At 64.1% G+C, this 20,031-nt stretch carries 17 protein-coding genes; 4 read left to right on the top strand and 13 right to left on the bottom strand.

Annotated elements, in window-relative coordinates; all coding sequences use genetic code 11:
- Positions 1-5: 5 nt before the first annotated feature.
- Positions 6-440, bottom strand: a complete 435-nt coding sequence (locus FYW95_RS02630; RefSeq protein WP_370463234.1) for an ATP-binding protein — start codon at positions 438-440, stop codon at positions 6-8.
- A gap of 336 nt (positions 441-776) precedes the next feature.
- Between FYW95_RS02630 and FYW95_RS02625 the strand changes: the two genes are divergently transcribed.
- Together FYW95_RS02625 and FYW95_RS02620 are read left to right on the top strand one after the other, a co-directional pair.
- Positions 777-1,601, top strand: coding sequence for a helix-turn-helix domain-containing protein (locus FYW95_RS02625; protein WP_160049945.1), 825 nt, complete (start codon positions 777-779; stop codon positions 1,599-1,601).
- Positions 1,598-1,780 (top strand): DUF397 domain-containing protein, encoded by a 183-nt coding sequence (locus FYW95_RS02620; protein WP_160049944.1) that lies wholly within the window; start codon positions 1,598-1,600, stop codon positions 1,778-1,780. The genes FYW95_RS02625 and FYW95_RS02620 overlap by 4 nt, the downstream gene beginning before the upstream one ends.
- A gap of 291 nt (positions 1,781-2,071) precedes the next feature.
- On the opposite strand, the gene FYW95_RS27525 is transcribed toward FYW95_RS02620, so the two are convergent.
- The 12 genes from FYW95_RS27525 to FYW95_RS02560 all read right to left on the bottom strand — a co-directional run bounded on the left by FYW95_RS27525 (position 2,072) and on the right by FYW95_RS02560 (position 12,326).
- The gene (locus FYW95_RS27525) at positions 2,072-2,860 is read right to left on the bottom strand and encodes a hypothetical protein (protein ID WP_201294634.1); all 789 of its coding nucleotides are present in this window, start codon (positions 2,858-2,860) and stop codon (positions 2,072-2,074) included.
- Positions 2,861-3,482: 622 nt separating this feature from the next.
- Positions 3,483-4,025: a histidine phosphatase family protein gene (locus FYW95_RS02610; protein ID WP_236572043.1), complete on the bottom strand. Its 543-nt coding sequence runs from the start codon at positions 4,023-4,025 to the stop codon at positions 3,483-3,485.
- A gap of 10 nt (positions 4,026-4,035) precedes the next feature.
- Positions 4,036-4,797: an SDR family NAD(P)-dependent oxidoreductase gene (locus tag FYW95_RS02605; protein ID WP_160049942.1), complete on the bottom strand. Its 762-nt coding sequence runs from the start codon at positions 4,795-4,797 to the stop codon at positions 4,036-4,038.
- Positions 4,794-5,912, bottom strand: a complete 1,119-nt coding sequence (locus FYW95_RS02600) for a hypothetical protein (RefSeq protein WP_160049941.1) — start codon at positions 5,910-5,912, stop codon at positions 4,794-4,796. Before FYW95_RS02600 ends, FYW95_RS02605 begins: the two co-directional genes overlap by 4 nt.
- The gene (locus tag FYW95_RS02595; RefSeq protein WP_160049940.1) at positions 5,909-7,018 is read right to left on the bottom strand and encodes a glycosyltransferase family 9 protein; all 1,110 of its coding nucleotides are present in this window, start codon (positions 7,016-7,018) and stop codon (positions 5,909-5,911) included. The genes FYW95_RS02600 and FYW95_RS02595 overlap by 4 nt, the downstream gene beginning before the upstream one ends.
- A complete protein-coding gene (locus FYW95_RS02590; RefSeq protein ID WP_160049939.1) occupies positions 7,015-7,587 on the bottom strand; it encodes a phosphoribosyltransferase in 573 nt (190 codons plus the stop codon). Before FYW95_RS02590 ends, FYW95_RS02595 begins: the two co-directional genes overlap by 4 nt.
- Before the next feature lie 17 nt (positions 7,588-7,604).
- Positions 7,605-9,404: a DUF4254 domain-containing protein gene (locus FYW95_RS02585; RefSeq protein WP_160049938.1), complete on the bottom strand. Its 1,800-nt coding sequence runs from the start codon at positions 9,402-9,404 to the stop codon at positions 7,605-7,607.
- A complete protein-coding gene (locus tag FYW95_RS02580) occupies positions 9,376-10,068 on the bottom strand; it encodes a hypothetical protein (RefSeq protein WP_160049937.1) in 693 nt (230 codons plus the stop codon). The genes FYW95_RS02585 and FYW95_RS02580 overlap by 29 nt, the downstream gene beginning before the upstream one ends.
- Positions 10,065-10,553, bottom strand: a complete 489-nt coding sequence (locus tag FYW95_RS02575) for an NUDIX domain-containing protein (RefSeq protein ID WP_160049936.1) — start codon at positions 10,551-10,553, stop codon at positions 10,065-10,067. Before FYW95_RS02575 ends, FYW95_RS02580 begins: the two co-directional genes overlap by 4 nt.
- Positions 10,554-10,796: 243 nt before the next feature.
- A complete protein-coding gene (locus FYW95_RS02570) occupies positions 10,797-11,630 on the bottom strand; it encodes a helix-turn-helix domain-containing protein (RefSeq protein ID WP_160049935.1) in 834 nt (277 codons plus the stop codon).
- The gene (locus tag FYW95_RS02565; RefSeq protein ID WP_160049934.1) at positions 11,630-12,163 is read right to left on the bottom strand and encodes a DUF6879 family protein; all 534 of its coding nucleotides are present in this window, start codon (positions 12,161-12,163) and stop codon (positions 11,630-11,632) included. Before FYW95_RS02565 ends, FYW95_RS02570 begins: the two co-directional genes overlap by 1 nt.
- On the bottom strand, positions 12,147-12,326 hold the full coding sequence (locus tag FYW95_RS02560) for a hypothetical protein (protein WP_160049933.1): 180 nt from the start codon (positions 12,324-12,326) through the stop codon (positions 12,147-12,149). The genes FYW95_RS02565 and FYW95_RS02560 overlap by 17 nt, the downstream gene beginning before the upstream one ends.
- 479 nt (positions 12,327-12,805) lie before the next feature.
- Here FYW95_RS02560 and drmD point away from each other — a divergent pair, with 479 nt between their 5' ends.
- Positions 12,806-16,006, top strand: a complete 3,201-nt coding sequence (gene drmD / locus FYW95_RS02555) for a DISARM system SNF2-like helicase DrmD (protein ID WP_160049932.1) — start codon at positions 12,806-12,808, stop codon at positions 16,004-16,006.
- Positions 16,003-20,028, top strand: a complete 4,026-nt coding sequence (locus FYW95_RS02550) for an Eco57I restriction-modification methylase domain-containing protein (RefSeq protein WP_201294627.1) — start codon at positions 16,003-16,005, stop codon at positions 20,026-20,028. The genes drmD and FYW95_RS02550 overlap by 4 nt, the downstream gene beginning before the upstream one ends.
- The last annotated feature ends 3 nt before the right edge of the window (positions 20,029-20,031 follow it).

The following is a 20,031-nucleotide window of genomic DNA, read 5'->3' as shown; positions in this document are numbered from 1 at the left end:
TGGCCTCACGAGGCGGAGACGTGGGAATCGCGGTCAACCTCGAACCACACAGTGGTCCGGCCGCCTTCGCGAATCGTGCCCCAACGGCTGGCTTCGCTGTCGACCAGGTGCAGACCGAAGCCTCCTTCGTCCAACAAGCCCAAGGGACGGGGATGGGGGAAGGTACTCCTGTGGTCCTCACCGGGCCCCTGGTCGGTGACTCTGACCTGGTAGCGGCCGGGGAGCTTGAACACGGCCACAGCGACCTCCCCTCCGGGACCGCCGCTGCGGCTATGTCGTAGGGCGTTGGTGAACAGCTCGCTGGCCAGCAGCACGAGAGTGTCGGTCCCAGGGCCGTTGCCGTTGGTGCGTGAGCGGATTCGACGCCGCATGACGGCCGCCTGATCAGGTTCACCGGGGAGAACGATCGCGGCACCCAGGTGCGGACGATCCTCGTCCATCACCAGGGGCGAGTTCGAACGAGAGTCACCGAGGCGGCGGGGAAGCCGATCGGCGGATTGGTCTCCGCAGCTACGGAACCTGGCCGTGTCTACTCTGATCACTTTCGCCACGCCATCAACCTTTCTGTCTGTTTTTCATGTGGAGACTGGCCATTGATAGGCACTTCTCGGCCTTGGGGATGGTTCGGTTCCTCATCCCAACGAGCCGCGGTTCCATCTTCGGCTTCGTCATTGCGCAGGTGAAGGTGATCGTCACAGAGCCGTCACAGGGTTTCCCCTCCCGTCATTTTCAGGAAAGGATCGACGTGACACGTCATAGCCAGGCATGATAAGAGGGTGCCTCCCGAGAAGAACGAAAAACCGGACAAGAGAGTCCTTGCTTCCTACGGGCGTGAGGTTCGGCGCCTACGGGAGGAGGCCGGACTGACGCAGACAGCACTCGCACGCAGGGCGAACAGTTCGAAGACGACGATCTCTGAGGTCGAGCGGGGAGTAACGCCTCCCGTCGGCCAGTTGCGTGCCGCCCTGGACGAGGCCCTCGGCAACGGGAGACTGACGCACCTGTGGAAGGAGTTGACCGGCTCGGGAGGGGAGGTCTGGAAGTACGAGATCGCCGAACTCATCGACGGGGCCAGCGCCGTCTACGAGTATGAGGTCCTTGTCTTCCCGGCCTATCTCCAGACGCAGGAGTACGCTCGGGCGATCATCCGCCACGGAGCTCCCTGGCTTCCCACAAGCGAGGTGGAGCGCATGGCGGAGGAGCGGTGGAAGCGTTCACAGCGAATCGCCGAGAGGGAGAATCCGAGACTCTGGCTGGTCATGGACGGGTCGGTCCTACTCCGACGCTATGGATCGGCAGAGGTCATGCGCCGTCAGCTCGCGCACGTGACGGATCTGGCCGTGCGCGGTCGGATCACCCTCCAGATGGTGCCTCCTGACGCTCCCACCCATCCTGGCGTTTCCGGCGCATATAAGCTGATCACGACGGATCACGTCCCGGAAGTGCTGGTCGCTGAGTCCATCCGTGAAGGCCAGGTCATCACGAACACGATGGAGGTGGCCAACTACCGTATGCAGTTCTCCGCGCTGCAGGGGATAGCGATGAACCCCATCGAGACCTTGACCAGGTTCCAGGACGAAATAGCGAGGTTGGAGCGATGAACAGGCCGGAGTGGCACAAGAGTACGTACAGCAACGGGGCCACCAACTGTGTCGAAGCGCGTGAGCACGCCCGTGGGGCCGACGTCCGTGACACCCAGAACCGTGTCCTCGGCTTCCTCAGCTTTCCGGCGGAGGAGTGGCAGCGCTTCCTCCACCAGTTCAGGGCAGAACGTCCGTAACCAGCTCAGTTCACGGGAACCCTGGTGCCATGACCAGGGCTCCCGACAGCGGTAGCGGGGTTGTCCCAAGAGGCTGTGGGACACGACTACCCCACTACCGAGGAAACCTGGCTTCCCGACCTTCGTTGAGCTTCAGCGAAGTGGGGTCCGAACCCAGGTGTTCCAGTACGGATAGTCAGCGACGCACTCTGGCTTCACAGCTCGTCGACGGCCCGCGGACCGCCAACGAGCTACGCACGAAGAGCATAAAGATGCGGACCGGATCACCTCAAGTGCCGTACTCCATTTCCGTTACTGCCGAAGACTCGTGCGGCGTACACGGATGGAGTACGTGTCTCCCGCACTCCCCCAACCCGTGGTCGTCGCGACATCCCAGCCGCGTTGCTCACGCATCTGCTTGGCGAAGGCCTTGAGATCTCGGATCGAGCACCCACAGCCAAGCTGCACCTCGATAGAGACATAGGATCCGTTGGGGCGCTTCTCGTAGGGGGACACCGACCAGCTCACCTCATGCTGGTGGTCAGCTAGGCCCGTTCGCTTCTCGTCATGGACGAGGCCGAAGGCAGCGGCGTACTGGTCCAGGTCGTCAATGGCGAAGAGGTGGCTTGACCACTGCCCTGGCCAGACCGCGTAGAGACGGCACTCGCCCCTTCTCACGCGCTCATATGCTTCGTGTCCGCCTCCCCACAGAACCTCACCGTCGTTGCGTACCTCGATGTAGCACATCGTGCTCAGGGTGTACGGAAATTCTTCCTTCATCTCTCCAGAGCTGCGCGGCTGTTTCACCGTTCCCCTTTTCGGGTTAAAGGATCCTTTTTCGTGGGCGTCAAATTTTCGAGCATCCTGGCGCTTCGGCCGCCGGTCGACCTCGCTCGACTCAGCTTCTACGCCACCCAGGGCTGCACGTGCTTCGGCGCGATGCCGCCGGATCAGCGCTTCGAGCTCGTCAACGCTGGGGCCTCCAGGCGTGTAGGCAGCTTCAGCGGCTTCGCGGGGGTGCATGGAATCCCGAGCAATACGGCCAGCGCGAAGAGCACGCGCAGCCGCCTCGATCGCTTCAGGCCAGGGCTTGAGCGTCACAGCACTCCACTCATCAATACGTTACGGCGCAAGAGGAAGGTCTTTCTCCATGCTCGAGCCAGAGGACCAGCATGTCGTGAAGGCGCCACGAAGCAATCTGCTGGCCGCCCCGGAACATGGTCCAGGCTTCAGTGAGGAAAATGTCCCTATGACAGACTAGGACCAGTGGAGCCAGGAGAACCATCGATGTCCGGATGTGGCCTTGGGGAGACGCAGTTGTTTTTTCACCCGCCGCACACCAGCGCATGACTCCGGCATGCGAACTGGTCATGCAGCGAATGGGTACGCGCGCCTGGAACGGGACATCATTGGCGGCCGAATCCTCGCCTCGGAGAACTGGTGAGACGAGATCCGGGAGCGCCCCTGTTGCTTTGAGGCCAGCTCGCGATACTGCCACGGCTACTCACGACTGTCCATCATGGTGGAAAAGCCGTGTGGGCGCCAGGGCTATCTCTTCGGCTCTCCATCCAAATGGGGTTGGGTGAGGCTTGGCGCCGTCTGAGCCCAAACTGTGGTGCGCTCACAGCACAAAGTACAGAAGCACCGCCGCTGGGGCCCCTTCGGCACCGAAGAGCAGGTCGGAGGCGACCGCTTCCTCAGACTCTCCCCAGCAGTACGTCGTCTAGCTTTCCCTGTCCAAGGCACGGAACTCGAGAAAAGGCCAGTTGTCTCGTCCAGCCGGGTCGAACACGGGCGAGGGGCCGCCCGAAAGGGTCAGCGCGCGGAGAAGCATCTTGTGGGAGACCACGAGTAGAGGTCCTTGCCGCTCCGCCAGAGCGGTCAACCCCGCACGGACTCGTGTGGCTCGCTCACTCAACTCCTGGAGAGATTCGCCGTCTCCGTACCGGCTGGCGGGCTCATGCGTGCGCCTCGAACGCCATTCGGCGTAGTCCTCGGGGAAGTCCGCTGGAGGTACACCTCGAACGGCGCTCGGACTGCGCCATTCCCGAAGGTCCGAGATGGCGCCCAACCGAGGGACCCCCGAGTGCTCTGCCAGGATCTCAGCGGTCTGAAGCGCACGCGGCAGTGGGCTGGAGACGATGCCGGCAGCGGATGGCAGGAACCGAGCCATCGCGATCGTGTCCTGTCGGCCTTCGGATGAGAGCATCGCGTCGTCGGGCGCGTGGTAGCCGGATCCGTGGCCGACGTAGTGGGCATGACGCATCAGGTACACCTCAGCCAAGAACCCATCCCCCGTCCACCCGCAGGGTCTGTCCGGTGATGAACCCGGCTTCATAGCTGGCCAGGAATGCCACAGCGGAAGCGACGTCCTCGGGACGGCCCCGGCGTCGCACGCACTGACGGGTGAGTTGACGTTCCTCCATGGCTACGGGATCAGGGACGACCTGGTCCTCGGCGGGCACGCGGATGGACCCCGGTGCGACACAGTTGACGGTGATTCCGTCCCCGCCGAGTTCACGGGCGAGCGCCCGGGTGAGCCCTTCGAGACCGGCCTTCGCCGCGATGTAGTCGGCCAGGTCGTGTCTACCGGTGGAGGCGAGCACGCTACCGATGATGATGATGCGGCCGTGGTGTTGGGAGACCATCGCCGGAGCGATGGCCTGAATGAGCAGGTGGTGGGCGGTCAGGTTGAGAGCAAGGCACTCTGCCCACCGGGCCCGGGTGAGGTCCGCGTGCGGCGTCCGGGGGTAGTCTCCGGCTGCGCTGACAAGGATGTTCGGAGCTCCCATCCGTTCATGCACGCGTGCGTACAACTCCGCTGGTGCGGTGGGTGAACGCAGGTCCGCTTCGAAGACCCCGGCGACGCCTCCGTCGTCCATGATTTCCCGGGTGAGGCCACGGGCGTGTTCGTCACCGCCGCAGTGGGCCAGTGCGACATGGGCACCGGCCCCGGCAAGAGCACGGGCGACTGCCGATCCGATTCCGCCGGTGGCTCCGGTCACCAGGGCCAGGCGCCCGTTCAACGAGTAGGTCACGCGTACTCCGTCAGGCCGAAGAAGCGGGTGGGAGAGAAGTTGGAGTCCATGCACAGAGCGAGCTTGGCGATCAGGTACAGCCGCTGTTCCAAGGACATGTGGGCGAGGTTGAACACACCGATGATGCGCATCGCCAGGTAGGGGCGGAGCGCTTCACCGAGGGACTCTCCGGGGAGGTAGCGTGCGGCGATCGGGCGGACGAGCAGCTCCCAGTAACGGGACAGCGCGAGCCTCCGTGCACGAGTCAACCGGTCCGTGAACCGGATGTGGAGCGTGTCCGCGTGCGTATGCGAGCTGACGTGTGGCGTGTTCGCGGGGAGCCGGGCGAACGTGGCGGGATGCCGGGTGAACGCCTCCGGGTTCAGCGCGGGGACCAACCAACCTCCGAGCACGGCCGTGTAGAAGCTGAAGTTGGCGATCTCGCCCGCAAGGGCGTTGCGTCCGGCGGTGTCGTAGTCCATCCAGGCCAAGGGAACGGCGAGGTTGACGTCGGTGGGGTCGCCCTGGCTGATCACGCTCCAGCCGGGAACGTCGAACGCGTCGCGAAGCCAGGCGATCGTCGCGGCCCAGTCGAGTTTGTAGTGGCGCCCGTTGACGTACACGCCGGTTCTTGCGAGGTCGCTGAGCCTCGGTCCGTCTTCGGCATCGGTCAGTACGGACTCCTGGTCAGCGTAGTAGTGGTCGAGCCGTCCACCGGGCTTGGCCCGGTCCCGGTAGAGCTTGCCGATCACTGCCTCGGGAGGGCTCATCTGCGCTGTTTCGGAGAAGACCCGCAGGTAGGTGCTCGTCAGCTGGCGCAGGTAGGTGTCCAGGGCCGAGTGGTCGCCGTCGTCCGGTGTGTTGAGCAGATCCAGAAGGAGTCCGCGGTCGGTACCCGCCTCCAGCCGCTGGTACACCAGGACGGTGCGGCTGGGAAGCCGAATCCGGTGGTGCAGAGCGGGCACCGGGTACCAACGGCGCAGGAGTAGGTGCCCGCGTACCTCGGCGCGGGCCTCACCGTGGTCGGGCATGGACTTGGCGATGAGCTGACGACGGGGAGTGTCGACCGGATAGAGACGGTTGCGGGTGTACCGCGAGGGGCGGCCGATGCGCAGGAGCACTCTGGGCTTCGTCATGGGTGTCCGCGTTCCAGGGCGAGGACAGCGGCGTCCGCGAGTACGTGCGGGGAGATCGTGGACAGCGGGGAGTGCCGCTCCCCTGCGGCTTCGTCCAGGCCGTCACGTACCGGGCACATGTCCCAGCGGTGCATGCGCTCGGAGAAGGGTGTGGCCAGTGCGTGGTGGTGAGCAAGCCCTGTCCGCCACTTGCTGTGGGAGTGCCGACCGTACAGCCCTATGACCTCGGCGCGTCTTGAGGCGAGCGCGGCCAGGTGGGTGAGCCCGGTGTCGTTGCCGAGGACCATGTCGCACTGGGCGAACCGGGAGATCAGTGTCTTCAGACCAGCTCCCACGACCGGTTCCACACGTGTCCCGCCCGCGTCTGCGGGGAGGACCTCTGCCCTGTCATGGCCGGACACGAGAAGGAGCCTCACCTTGCGGCCGACGCGCTCACCGATGATGCGGGCCGCCGTGGTGAACCCCTGCGCGCCGTAGTCCTTGCGGTCGGGCCAACTGGTTGCGGTGACGACCGCGATCGTGAGCTCATGTCCACCGGTACCGCACGTGTCCGGTGCCAGAGAGGGGAGGAACGGCGGACCGCCGATCAGGCGCTGACCGAAGCGTTCTTCCACTCCCAGGTAGTAGCGGGCGGGGAGGAAGGTGTGGGCTCTTTGACCGTCATCACGGCAGTGGGCCCGTTCCGGACGGCAGAGCAGAACGTGGTCGTCACCGGTCGGGTGAGCCAGTGCCGCCCCCGGTTCATCACCGATGATGATCCGGGGCGTGCCACGGTGTGAGCCGTCCGTGTGTCTCTCCGGGTGGAGATGCCCGTAGCGGCCGAGAGTAATGAGGGGAACGTTTCTACCCAAGAGCGAGAGTGCATCCGTGACCGCGGCGACCACTCCGAAGGAGAGTAGGGAGTCCCCCAGTTTGCCGTCGAAGGCCACCACGACCTGCGTGCACCGTTCCAGAGAACGCCGCAACCCGTGATCGGGAGATCCTGGAAGCGTCTGTCCGACCGGAGTCGCCTCGCGGTCGTAGCCGAGCGGGATCGCCAGTACCTGCGCGGAGGTGTAGACGGTGTTCCCCCAGTGACATGCCACTGCGGCCCTGGTCGGACTCATCCTCCCTCTCCGATCCGGGTGAGCGAGACGAGGGGAAGACCGAGTTCCTCGATGACCTCCCTCGCCCTGTAACGGGTGTCCTCTGCCAGGCACGCCACGGCCAGCGGACGCGCCCCGTGGCGGAACAGAGCCTGGGCGAGGTTCGCCAGGGTGACGCCGGTCGTCACCTCGTCGTCGACCAGGACGTAACCGTTGCCGGGGACGATTCCGTAGGCGAACACGTTCGGACGGTTCGCGTGGCCCTCGACGAAATGGACGGCTCCGGGCAGGGGAACCCGGACCTTCCATGCGAGCTTGTAAGGGATCCCCGAGGCGAGGCTGGCGGCGAGGGCCGGGACGATTCCGCCCGCGTCCAGGCCGAGGATGGCGTCGGCGTCCTCCACCGCCGGGGCGGTACTGCGCAGGCTTTCCCACAGGGTGCGACCGGCGGTGGTGAACTCGGCCGGCAGAACAGCCGACCGTGCGCCGTCGAGGTCGTGGAGCACCCGCTCGGGACGGCTGTGGGGTCCTGCATCCAATCGGGGGACGACCTCGGCGTGAAAGGCCGCTCTCTGGGTGACCGCTTCCATGTTCTTCCTCTCGGATCTCAGGCAGCGCACTGTCGCTGGTGCCAGATGAGCAACCGGTCCACGGCCTTCTCGATCGCGCCGAGCACTCGGGATTGGTCCGTGCCCTGCTGGTGGGCGGCGATGACCTCGGGCAGGGGCGGAAGTTCGAGAGCCCCGAGTCCGGGAAGCAACCGGAGCGCTTCGGAGATGACTTCGTCGTTGCCGTTCACCCACACCGCCTGTTCCCTGAGCAGGAGTCGGCAGAGCAGAACCAGATGCTTGTACAGGGAACGGATGTGGCCGTGTCCGGGGTCGTGACGGAGTCTCCGAGTGGTCGCGACCACGTCGGCCAGGGCGGCGGGGGTCGCGCGTTCCACCTCCTGCCGGGAGATCATGGGCAGCCGAAGTCCCGGCCCGACCATCAGAGCGGGAGCGCCCTCTTGGAGCATGACCAGCGCGGCGAGTACCCGGTTCGGAAGTCTGCGGGCCTGGGCTTCGGCGAGGGGGAGGACTGTCGCACCCAGGTGGATGTCTCCGTAGGCCTGAAGGGCGGCTCGGTAGTCATCGACCGCCCGCGTCACGCCTGTACTGTGCCCGTTTTCGGCGATGACCAGCAGGTCGATGTCGGACCAGCCCTCGCGCCACCCGCCGTTGACCGCACTTCCCGTGAGGGCGACCAGACACGGTTCCTCGGAGAGAACGGCCAATGCGTCCACAAGCCGGGAGGTTGCCGCACACACCGCGGAGGGCAGCCCGAGTTCTTCGGGGCGGACGGTCTTGAACCGTGAGTCGACCGGCGGGCTGGCCAGGTGCCGGAGTCCACTGTGCAGACGGGGCACGCTGCCGGAGTTGTCGAGGACGACGTCGGCGGGGATACGGTCCGCACCCCGTTCGATCTTGATCCGGTCTTTCTCCTCCAGGGCCCGTTCATCGCCGCCCGATCGTGCCAGCCGTACCGCGCGAGGAGTGCGCACGTAGACCACGCGCAGACGTTCACCCATCACCTCCTTGAGCGCCGTGATCGACTCGGCCCTGTGTACGGACTCGATGGTGATCAGGCCGATACCCAGGTGAGCGTCGGCGAACCGGTTGAGCTCGTCCAGGAGGAGTTCCGCCTGTCGCGTCGGCGGCAGGGCGTAGGGATCGGCCAAGCCCTGACGGGCCGCTGCCTGGGCCAGGAGGTAGCCGATCTTGAACCGTGCCGCGTTCTCGTCCCGGTTCAGGAAGATCCCCGAGGTGGTCTTGCCGCACTCGCTCAGCCCACCCAGTGCGATGACCGGCGGAAGATGAGGACTCGGGGCGGAGCGCGTCTCGGTCCGCGTGGTCGTGCCGTAGAGCTTGAACCGCGCACCGTTGGGGAGCCGCCTGCCTCCGGCGGCAACGTCCTCGGCAAGGCATCTGAGGGATTCGCGTGCCTCGCGGAGTTGGGTCCGCACCCCGGCCACACGGGCTCGGACTCCGGTGTCGTCCTCCGCCACCAGACGGGTGTAGTGGAGCCGCAGCACGGACACCGACAGCCGGTCGATCACGGAGCTGAGCGGCTCGGTGTGGAGTGGAGCGGTCACGGCCGGGGGCGGGCATGCCGCACCGATCACCTCGTCGAGTCGTTCTGCGTGGCGGACGCGGTCCATGTTGAGCTGGTCGATGACGCGCTTGCCATCAGCAACCTGTACCGCGTCGAGCGAGTCGCCCCGTACACCGTCCTCGGCAGACCAGAGCAGGTGGTTCGTGTGGTGCAACCCGCTCGCGACTTCGTTGAACCGGGCGCGTTCCTTGAAGGGGAGCAGGGTGAGCAGGGGGTCGAGGGGTTCAGCGAGGGAGAGGCCGGGAGGGTTCACGGGATCGTCCGTCCTTCACTGGGTGGCGATGTGCGGGAACACCGACTTCCTGTTCGGTGAGAGCCCGGCGAATACGTGCGTGTGTCGCGTCGATGCCCTGGGAGGGATCGGCCACGACATCAGCGAACACGCCCTGGTGCGCCATACACAGGAGCACGCGGTGTAGATGCCTCTGGTAGTCGAGGTAGGTATCGGTCCACGGGCGTTCTTCTCGACGCCGGGCGATGGCGATACTGCGTTCGGTGTCGAGTGAGGGCAGCAGCAGGAGCGGGGTTTCGGGTGGATCGGGTGCGTCGGTGTCCAGGAGGGCGAGGACACGGGACCGGGCGTCCTCGACAGACAACGACTCCTTGACCGTGCACGTGGCGATCGCCGTGGCGAGAAGCATGTACCAGCCGCGGTCGAGCAGCCCGACCCTGCCGGAAGGTCGTGCCCCTGCCCTAGCGGCGTGGCCAGCGAACAGCATTCCGGTTAGTTCCTCCGTCGTGGAGGTGATGAACCACCAGGTGCCGTACCCCTCCCCCGAGACGCGGTCCCACGGAATCGGGTCGTGCCGGTGAACGGGGCCCAGGTCGCAGAAACCTTCCCAGCTCTCGGCCAGCAGACGCACCTGCGTCGACTTGCCGCTGCTGTCCGGTCCGTTGAGGCTGACAAATCCGGTCACGGAGCCTCGTCTTCCTCGTGCGCCTCACCGGTCGGGTCCAGCAGTGCCAGAAGACCATGGACGTTCGCTTGGACGAACTCGGCGAGCTGAGATGGCAAGAGACGGATCTCCGAGAGGGCGGCGCGTGTGGCGGGAACGCTGACCACCTCGTAGGTTCCGCGTCCGGTCTCGGTGAACTCGGCACCGGTACGGTGGACCAGGTCCATGGAGACCAGCCGTGCGGTGAAGACGTGCTGAAGGCCCACACCTCCGGGAAGGTCGTCGGTGATGAGGAGGACCTGGCGGACCTGGTCGATCTTTCCACCGAGTTCCTCGAGGACCTCCCGGTGCAGTGCGGCCTCGGCATCGGCGTCCTCCGGCTCCAGTCGGCCTCCCACAGAGGTCCAGTAAGGCTCCTGTCCCGGTTTGGTGCGCTTGAAGAACACCAGTCGCCCCTCGCTGTCGAACAGGATTGCGCGGGCGCTCTGTTTGACGATCACGGGCATGTTCCCTCGTTCCTCGTTCGTGTGTTCGCGCCCGAAGACAGGCTTTCGTGGTTCTTTCCGGAGATGAGGAGAACCTGCTTCGACCACGCTCATGGCGATCAGGTTTTCTCTCCCAATGGCCGCCAACCGATCCAGAGCATATACACATACCGATGGGGATTCCATGGGTTTCCCGTCATGGAATAAAGTCACCCATCAGGCATGATGACCGGGCCACCAAGACATGGACCCATGAAGAATAATTCAGTCGCGAAAGGCTTCTGCCGCCTGGCGCACGAAATCCCGCGCCTGTGCACCAAACAGGGCGTTCTCTTCGAACAGGCGAAAAGTCTCGACGTAGAGGGCCACGTCCTGGGCAGAGCGGATGAGCAGTGCTCCGGTGAACGTCTCGACAGTGGCCAGGGTCTGGTCATAGACGGTGAACGTGGACAATGGGCCTTCGGGTACCGTGGCCCGGTCAAGCGGAAGCACACCGATCCTGACGTTGGGCAGCTCCGAAAGCGCCGCGATCCGTTCGAGCTGTACCGACATCTCCCCCGGGCGACAGAGCGGCCATCTGAGTGCCTGATCGGTGAGGAGAAAGGTGAAGCCCTTGTTCGTGTCATACAGGATGGACTGGCGCTCGAACCGCCTCATCAGGGCACGCGTGTGGTCCCCCGGCAGGCTTGCCAGGCTCGCCCTGGCGTACTCCGGCGTCTGGAGCAACCCCGTGATCATGGACGGGAGGAAGTAGCGGAAGGTCGATGAGGTTGCTTCGAGGGTGGCGAGCTCCGCCTGTTTGTGGTGCAGGCCTCGGCGCAACGAAGCACGCCAGTTCTGGTACTCCGTGTTGGCGACTCGTGCCAGCGACGAGATTTCTTCTATCTCTTCTGGAGTCGCCTTGAGCGCACGAAGAATCCGTTCAACATCGATTGAAGAGGGAACCAGTTTACCTGTCTCTATCTTCGAGACCTTACTCTGACTCATCCCGACGATGGAGGCGAGCCGCTCTCCGGTGAGCCCGGCCTTTTTCCGCACACGACGGAGCGCCTTGGACAGCTCTCCGCGGCGCCCGTCGATGCTTTCTGGTTCCAGCACTAGGTGTTCAGTCGTACCCTGTAACGCTCGTAGGGAGTTCCCAGACGAAGCGCGGTGTCCTTGCGAGAGATGTAGTCCGAGACATCCGCATCTTCGAGGAGAACCCTGTCGATCTGCGTTCCGTCGTCCTCGTACCGCATGAGGACGACATGCGTGTCATCGAAGAGCCAGAAGTCCTCATGCGCGGGAAACGGCAGCCCCGAAGGCGCCTCTGTCTCGATGATCCGCACGTCCTCTCCCGCCACGATGTTGAAGTCGTATCCCCACTCCATCTCGTAGCGCAGGTAGTCCGACAGCGGCGGTGTCACCACGTGAACGCGTTCCACGCGGCGTCCGGATGCCGTGAACCTCCGGACCCGGTGCAGCCAGGGGGAGTCCGCCAGTTCCTCGTCCGGTCGTGGCTCGCCGACCAGAAAGCGTCTGAACTCCTCGTCCTCGGAGGCGACTCCGTAGACCGGCAGGGTCTCCAGCCGGAACGCGTAGTCGCTGAAGGCGTCGAAGAACTCGCGCCAAGCGTCACCTTCCAAGCGCACGGGCGGCCTCCTCCCACACGGCTCGGGGGATCTCCACGACGGCCTCTCCGTCGGGGCTGCTGATGCTCGTGACCAGGTCGCCCTGGACGACGATCGAGTTCCTGTCAGTGGTGAACACCTTGGGGCAGTCGTCGCCCTTGCAGTCACCGGCGATCTGGACCATGTCCACGGTTGTACCTCCGCGGTAGGGGGTTGTGCACCGCAATCTACGCGTACAGAGCACCGGCGTCCAGGAATAATCCGAATATTCACGTGCTGGAATTTTTTAACGCCCTAATATCACCCAGGGCCAGCTTCTGGATGGAAACCTGGACCGCTGAACTGCTCGAACACCGCAACAGAGCCTCAACCGCTGTCCAAACAAGGGCAACTGTGTCAGGCACCCACAGAGACGGAGACCGACCATGTCTCCTCCGACGCAGTCGGAGAAGGCATGTTGGTGACTGGACGCCAGGTGTCGGAGGCCCTGGAGCTCTTCCCTGTACAACTGGTGGCCCCGCACTTGGCCTCGGCCCTTGAGGTCTACGCCCCCATGAGTAGCAATACCTTGAAACCATCGGGAAGATCAGACCGGCGCTGTTCATGGCTTGAAGAGGCTTGTGCTATCCACTTGCCGGTGACGAACGACGAAGGGGCACGGGGATGACGGTCACACCGGAGCAGGAGGGCCACGAAGAGCTCGGCGGCGAACAGCGTGCAGGTCGACCCCCGGTCCCCGAGCCCGGACAGGTCGTCAACGTCCGAGGATCCACCTGGGCTGTGACAGACGTGCGTCGACAAGGTCTGCCTCGGAGTCCCGCGGACGAGGGCACGGCCCAGCTCACACATGTGGTTGGTCTCCAGTCCTTGGAGGAAGACCGCCTCGGCGAGGAGTTGGCTGTCGTATGGGAGTTGGAGGTTGGGCACACGGTCGCGCCCGACCAAGGACTGCCAGAGACCATCGCTGTGGACAGCTTCGACGACCCGAACACGCTCGCGGCCTTCGTGGACGCCGTGCGCTGGGGCGCGGTGACCTCCGCTGATACCGATTCCTATCAAGCACCGTTCCGCAGCGGCGCCAACATCGAGGCGTATCAGTTGGAGCCGCTGCGCCGTGCCCTGCAGTCTTCCCGAACCAACCTCTTGCTCGCCGACGACGTCGGGCTGGGCAAGACCATCGAGGCCGGTCTGGTCATCCAGGAACTTCTGCTTCGGCACAGGGCGCGGTCGGTCATCATCGTCTGCCCGCCGAGTCTGGCTTTGAAGTGGCAGGACGAGATGCGGGAGAAGTTCGGCCTGGACTTCGTAATCGTCAACAGCGATCTGATGGCGCGGGTACGACGCAGCCACGGGCTGAACACGAACCCGTTTCGCTTGTTCCCACGTGTCATCGTGAGTCTGTCGTGGCTGCCCACGGTGCGGGCGCAGCGTCTGCTGCGCGCGGTCTACGCCGATACCCGAGACACAACCACGGCTCAGCGTTTCGCGTTCGATGTGCTCGTTGTTGATGAGGCACACCATGTCGCGCCCGCAGGGCCTGCTTCAAGAGACGGACACCACGGCTATGCCGTGGACAGCCAGCGCACGACGGCCACTCGGGCTCTGGCGGAGAGGTGCGAGCATCGCCTGTTCCTGAGCGCCACGCCGCACAACGGTTACCAGGAGTCGTTCACCGCGCTTCTGGAGATGATCGACAGCCGTCGGTTCAGCCGCGGAGCTCTGCTGGACGAGAGGGCCCTACGCGAGGTGACGGTGCGGCGGCTCAAGAGCGAACTCAAGGACAGGGGTTTCAAGGCCCGTCAGCTGAAGACCATCCCGTTCACCCCGGACGAGGACGAACAGCGGCAGTTCACGCTTTTGGAGCGCATCCTGACGGAGAGTGCCCGGGCCAACGGCAAGAAACGCTCGGGTGACATCGTGGCGATGCTATTGAAGAAGCGTTTCCTGTCGAGCCCGTGGGCATTCGCTCGCACGTTGGAACTGTACGAGCAGGCAGCCGCGACCGGCCGATTGCCGGACCTGGACGACGAGGACGAGTATTACCAGGAAGTCCTCGGCAGTCGGCAGTCCGATGAGGAGGAGGGGCAGGCGGACCATCCGGAGTTCACCGCCCTGCGGCAGAGTAAGGGCTCCGACCCACTGGTGGCTGCTTCTTCCCAGGAGATCACCGCCTTGGTCACGTGGGGCCGGAGGTACGAACACCGGCAGGACTCCCGTCTCCAGGCCCTAATCCGCTTCCTTGATGCGACCTGCCGTCCGGACGGCACATTGTGGACGAACGAACGGGTGGTGGTGTTCACCGAGTACGCCGCCACCCTGGACTGGATCACCGACGTGCTCACACAGTGTGGTTACGGTGAGGTACTGGCCACCATTCAGGGGACGACTCCAGTAGAAGAGCGAGAGGAGATCCGGGCTCGCTTCACCGAGGACCCGAGCAAGGAACGTGTGCGGGTGCTCCTCGCGACCGACTCAGCCGGTGAGGGTATCGACCTGCAGGCCTACTGCCACCGCCTGGTCAACTTCGACATTCCTTTCAACCCTTCTCGGTTGGAGCAACGCATCGGGCGCATCGACCGCTACGGTCAGCGACACACGCCCGAGATCTACCACTTCCGGCCCGACTCGACCTCGGCGACCTACGCGGCCGACATGGACTTCATGCGTCGGGTCGCGGAAAAGGTCGGCAACGTCGCCCACGATCTCGGCTCGGTCAACCAGATCATCGACGCTGAACTGCAGGAGTATTTCAGTCCGCACACGGCCACCCGCAGGGCTAGGACGGGTCGGGAGAACGGTGATGCCATCATTACCCGCGCCCTGGCTGGTGGTATGGAACTCAACCGCCGCCTCACCGAGCTTTCCGACACCTATAAGCAGCGCAAGCTGAAGATGCATCTGACCCCCGGCAACGCACGTCGTGTGGTTGACACAGCTCTGTCGCTCACCGCTCAGCCACCGCTGGTCGAGATCGGTGACGACCGCACCGAGGCGGACGTCTTCGAGATCCCAGCACTTGGATCGGCCTGGCAGCATGCAATCGATGGACTCGACACCCGCCTGAACCCCGGCGTCCTGCGTCCGATCACGTTCGACGACCAAGCTGTACAGGGCCGTACCGATCTGGTTCATGTCCACCTCGGCCACGCGTTGATGCAGCGGTCGGCCCGGCTGCTGCGAAGCGCGCTGTTCGGAGTCGACTCGCCGGTACACCGAGTGAGCGCGGTGGTGGTCGATGACCTGCCCCAGTCATGCGTGGCCGCAGTCTCCCGGCTGGTCCTCGTCGGACGCGGAGGTCTGCGCTTGCATGAGGAGGTTTTCCTCACCGGCGTTCGCCTACGCGGTCAGGCCATGGCGGAGACCAAGGTCGAAGAGGTGCTCGACCAGGTTCTCGACGCAGAGGACCTGGTCCTGGCCGACGAGAGTGTACGTACTGCGCTCGTACAGGTGTGGAACGCCGATGGTTCCCGGCTACGGAACCGACTGCTCACAGCGGTCGCACGCAGAGCCGAGTCCCACCAGGAACGGGTTACGGAGGCCCTGCGCGCCCGCAGGGAGTCCGACATCGACCGTGCCCGAGAGATCTTCGCGGCCTTTCGGGTCAACCTAAAGGAATCACGCGAGCGGCTCGCGGGAGAGATACGGGCCCAGGAGGAACTGCTGTTCACCGACGACCAGCAAGCTCAGCGGCGACGTGACCTGCGTGCGATGGAGGATCGGCTGGCCAACCTCCAAGATGAAGAGCAACGCGAGATCGCCTCCATTGGCGAGCGATACGCCGATGTCAAACCGCATGTATCCGCCGCAGCCGTGGTCTTCGCCCTGACCACAGCCGACGCTGAAGAGGGAAGGATAGGGTCATGAGGCGCGAGTCTGCCGGAACGATGCGATCCGCTGCCGATCTCCACCGCGCCTGGTTGGAGCTGGTGGACTCCGACGGACCGTTCCTGTCCGTTCCCGCTCTCAAACGCGTCTGGCCTCAGGGGATGCCGCCGCTCGACGCCGACCAGGTCGCCATGCTCAAGGAGGCCAGGCCGGCATTCGAGAAGGCGTGGGAGAGTTGGGACCTACGGCGAGACGACCCGGCCGCACTCGATGTCTACCGAGAGGCACGCGACTCCTGGGTGGAGTTGATCCTGTGCAACATCCTCGGCTGGGGTGACCGTTACACCACCGACTTCACCGAGTTCGCTGAGGTGGCTGCCGGTGTACGCTCTCCAGACCACACCGTGACGGTGACACCTACCGGAGTCCTCGCGCACGGTGAGAAGCTCGGCGCGTTCGTCCTGGTCGTCGACCCAGTGGACTCGCTGCGCGACCCCTTGGACGATGGATGGGCCACCAGTCCCATCGACCGCATGGAAGAACTGCTGCGGTTTGGTGGGGTTCCCGTCGGTGTCGTCACCGATGGACGGTGGTGGGCGATCGTCAGCGCCCGCAAGGACACCATGGTCGCCTCCGGCATCGTCGACGCGCAGACCTGGATCGAGGAGCCCCAGACGCGCAACGCATTCCTCGAACTGCTCCGGATCCGGCGCCTGTTCGGAGGACGCCCCGGGGATAGGCTGACTGAACTGTTCGGAGAGTCGGTCGCCGCCGCCGAGGAGATCACCGAGGCACTCGGCGTCCAAGTCCGACGAGCGGTCGAACTACTCGTACAGGCCCTGTCGGAGGGGGCTCTGGACGCTGTCCGACATGGCGAGTCCGATCCTTTGCCCGAAGAGCGGTCGGAGGTCTACGAGGCCGCCGTGACGGTGATGATGCGGGTGGTTTTTCTCCTCTTCGCAGAGGAGCGCGGTCTGCTCCCGCAAAGTCGGCTGTTCGCGATGGGGTACGGCATCAGCGACGAGCTGGACGCTCTTGACCGCCGCGAGCGAGAAGAGGGCAGTGAGACTCTCGACGGTACCCACCTCACCTGGCACCGTCTCCTGGCGACGTCTCAAGCACTCTCCCGCGGTGCTTCGTTCGAGGATCTGCGCCTGCCCTCGTACGGCGGCTCGTTGTTCGCCGCCGATCGGTTCCCGTTCCTCCTGACGCGCAGCCCCCGAGGCACCTTGGCGATCACGGTGAGCGACCGGGTCATGTTGGAGGTACTGCGTTCGGTCCAGGTGGCCGAGCTGCGGGGCGAGCCGGCTCGGCGGATCTCGTTCCGCGACATCGACGTCGAGCAAATCGGCTACATCTACGAGGGTCTGCTCGGCTACACCAGCAAGGAGGTCGATGAGATCACCGTAGGGCTCAAGGGAAGGCCTGGAGAGGAGCCGGAGGTACCCCTGGCCGAGCTGGAGGCCATGGCCGCCCAAGACCGCGACGCGTCGAAGCTGGCCGGAGCGATCTTGGCCTGGGTGAAAGAGAACCAGCCCGCCGCCAAGCCACCCTCCAGAACGGCACTAGCCAAAGCGATTCTCAGCGGCGAGAAGATCGAGGACACCGAACGGGCCCTGCGCGCCATCACCACCGACACTGCGCTGCGCGACCAACTACGGCCCTTCATCGGCATCATCCGACGAGATCTGCGCAACCGCCCATTCGTCGTCGAGCCCGGCGGTGTACTACTCGTCGAGTCCCCGTCCCGTGCCACCGCGGGGGCCCACTACACCCCGCGCAAGTTGGCAGAGAAAGTCGTCCAGCATGCTCTGGAACCGCTGGTCTTCAACCCCGGTCCGCACCGGACTGCCGATCGTGAAGCATGGCGGCCCGTCTCGTCCGATGACATCCTCGACCTCAAGGTCGCCGACATCGCCTGCGGCTCCGGCGCGTTCCTCGTCGCCGCCGCTCGGTATCTGGCAGCTCGGCTCGTCGAGGCTTGGCGACGTGAGGGTGTGGCGACAGGGACCGCACACGACTTGTACATCCACGCGATACGGACGGTCGTTGCGAGATGCCTCTACGGCGCGGACATCAACGCCATGGCCGTCGAGATGTGCAAGCTGTCGCTCTGGTTGGTCTCCCTCGACCCCAAACTGCCTTTCTCCTTCGTCGACGACAAGGTGCTGCACGGCAACTCCCTGCTCGGCCTCACTGATGCCGAACAACTTCGTGCGCTCCACGCCACTCCGGTCAAGGCAGCGGCGACACCGCTCTTCGATATCGGTGAGAACGCTGAGACGATCCGTCATCTCGACATCGATGGCGTGCTCACACGGGCAACAAGACTGCGTCAGAACCTAGCGAGCGAGATCAACGACAACGACCCGCAGCGTTCGGCGACCACGAAGCGGAGGCAGTGGCGTGAGTACCAGGAACTGACCCGCCAGCTTGCGGACGTTGCCGACGGCGTGATCGCGGCCGGCCTGCGACTCGGCGGCAAACCCGGCAAGGCGCTGTCCGAAGCATATGAGAACCTCCGCATCGCTGTCGGCCTCGCATACCCGACAGACGACAGCAAACCTAACCGGGCGATGCTCGACGACATTCTCCTCGCTGGACTCACCCCGACAGTGGTGACGGACTACGAGCGTTGGAAGCCACTGCACTGGATCCTCGCTGTGCCAGACGTGATGGAACGGGGCGGCTTCGACGCGATCATCGGTAACCCTCCGTTCCTGGGCGGGCAGAAACTCACCGGCGCCATGGGAAAGAACGTCCGTGACTGGTTCGTCACCATGCTTGCGAACGGACGTAAGGGTAGCGCCGACCTTGTCGCCTACTTCGAACTCCGCGCGCATCGGCTCCTCGCCCCCCAGGGATACACCGGCCTCATCGCCACCAACACCCTTGCCCAGGGCGATACACGCGAGGTGGGGCTCGACCAGATCACCGAAAGCGGTGTCGAGATCCGGAGGGCTATCAAGAGTGCGCGCTGGCCCTCTTCTTCAGCCGCGCTGGAGTACTGCGCGGTGTGGACCAGTAAGAAGCCTCTGGACCCCGAAGCGGGACGTGTACTGGACGACGAACCGGTGAACGGCATCACCTCCTCACTGGATCGCAAGTCACGTGTCTCTGGGAGACCGTTCCGTCTGGTAGCCAACCGGGGTAAGTCCTTCCAAGGGTCCAACGTGCTGGGTAAGGGCTTCATTCTGGAGCCTGAGCAGGCCCAGGAGCTGATCGAGCGTGACCCCCGCAACAAGGACGTCCTCTTCCCCTACCTCAACGGAGAGGACCTCAACTCGCGTCCTGACTGCTCGGCGAGTCGGTGGGTGATCAACTTCCACGACTGGTCCGAGGAACGGGCGCGGAGCTACTCCGAAGTATTCGACATCGTCGAACGCCTCGTGAAGCCCGTACGGTTGAAAGTTACCCACAGTAAGAACGCTCGAGAGAGGTGGTGGCAGTACGAGCGACGTCGTCCTGAACTGTACTCGCTCATCTCTGAACTTGACCGTGTTCTGGTGGTAGCTCGCGTTAGCAAGACATGCCTACCAGTATTCGTCCCTACGGGCCAGGTGCTCAGTGAGAACACTGTAGTTTTTACAAGCAATGGCACATCAGACTTGGCTCTTCTGAGTAGCGGAATTCACTACCTGTGGGCGAACACATGGGGCTCCAGCCTCAAGGGAGACCTTCGCTATACACCATCCGATGTTTACGAGACTTTTCCTCAGCCCAGCACTTCATCCAAAGAAAAATTGGCTAGCCTCGGCTTGCTCTTGCATGAAACCCGTTCCACCATCATGCTTGATCAAAATATCGGATTGACCAAGCTATACAATAGATTCCATGACCCGGCGTTTGCAGGGGAAGAAATAAACAAACTCAGGGGTGTCCATGCTCACATTAATCAAGCTGTGGCAGAATCATACGGATGGGGAGATCTCAATCTCGACCTCGAGTTTCAGCAGGAAAAGCAAAGCCATCGCCTCGTTTTTTGTCGCACAACTCAAGCGGAGATCCTTGATCGGCTACTTGAGGTCAATCACGCGCACAGTCAAGAGGGAAGAAAATAATTA

This window comes from Nocardiopsis sp. FR4 (assembly GCF_009830945.1).
Taxonomy (GTDB): Bacteria; Actinomycetota; Actinomycetes; order Streptosporangiales; family Streptosporangiaceae; genus Nocardiopsis.
Note: the sequence above shows the minus strand (reverse complement) of the source record. Positions and strands in the feature narration are given on the sequence as shown.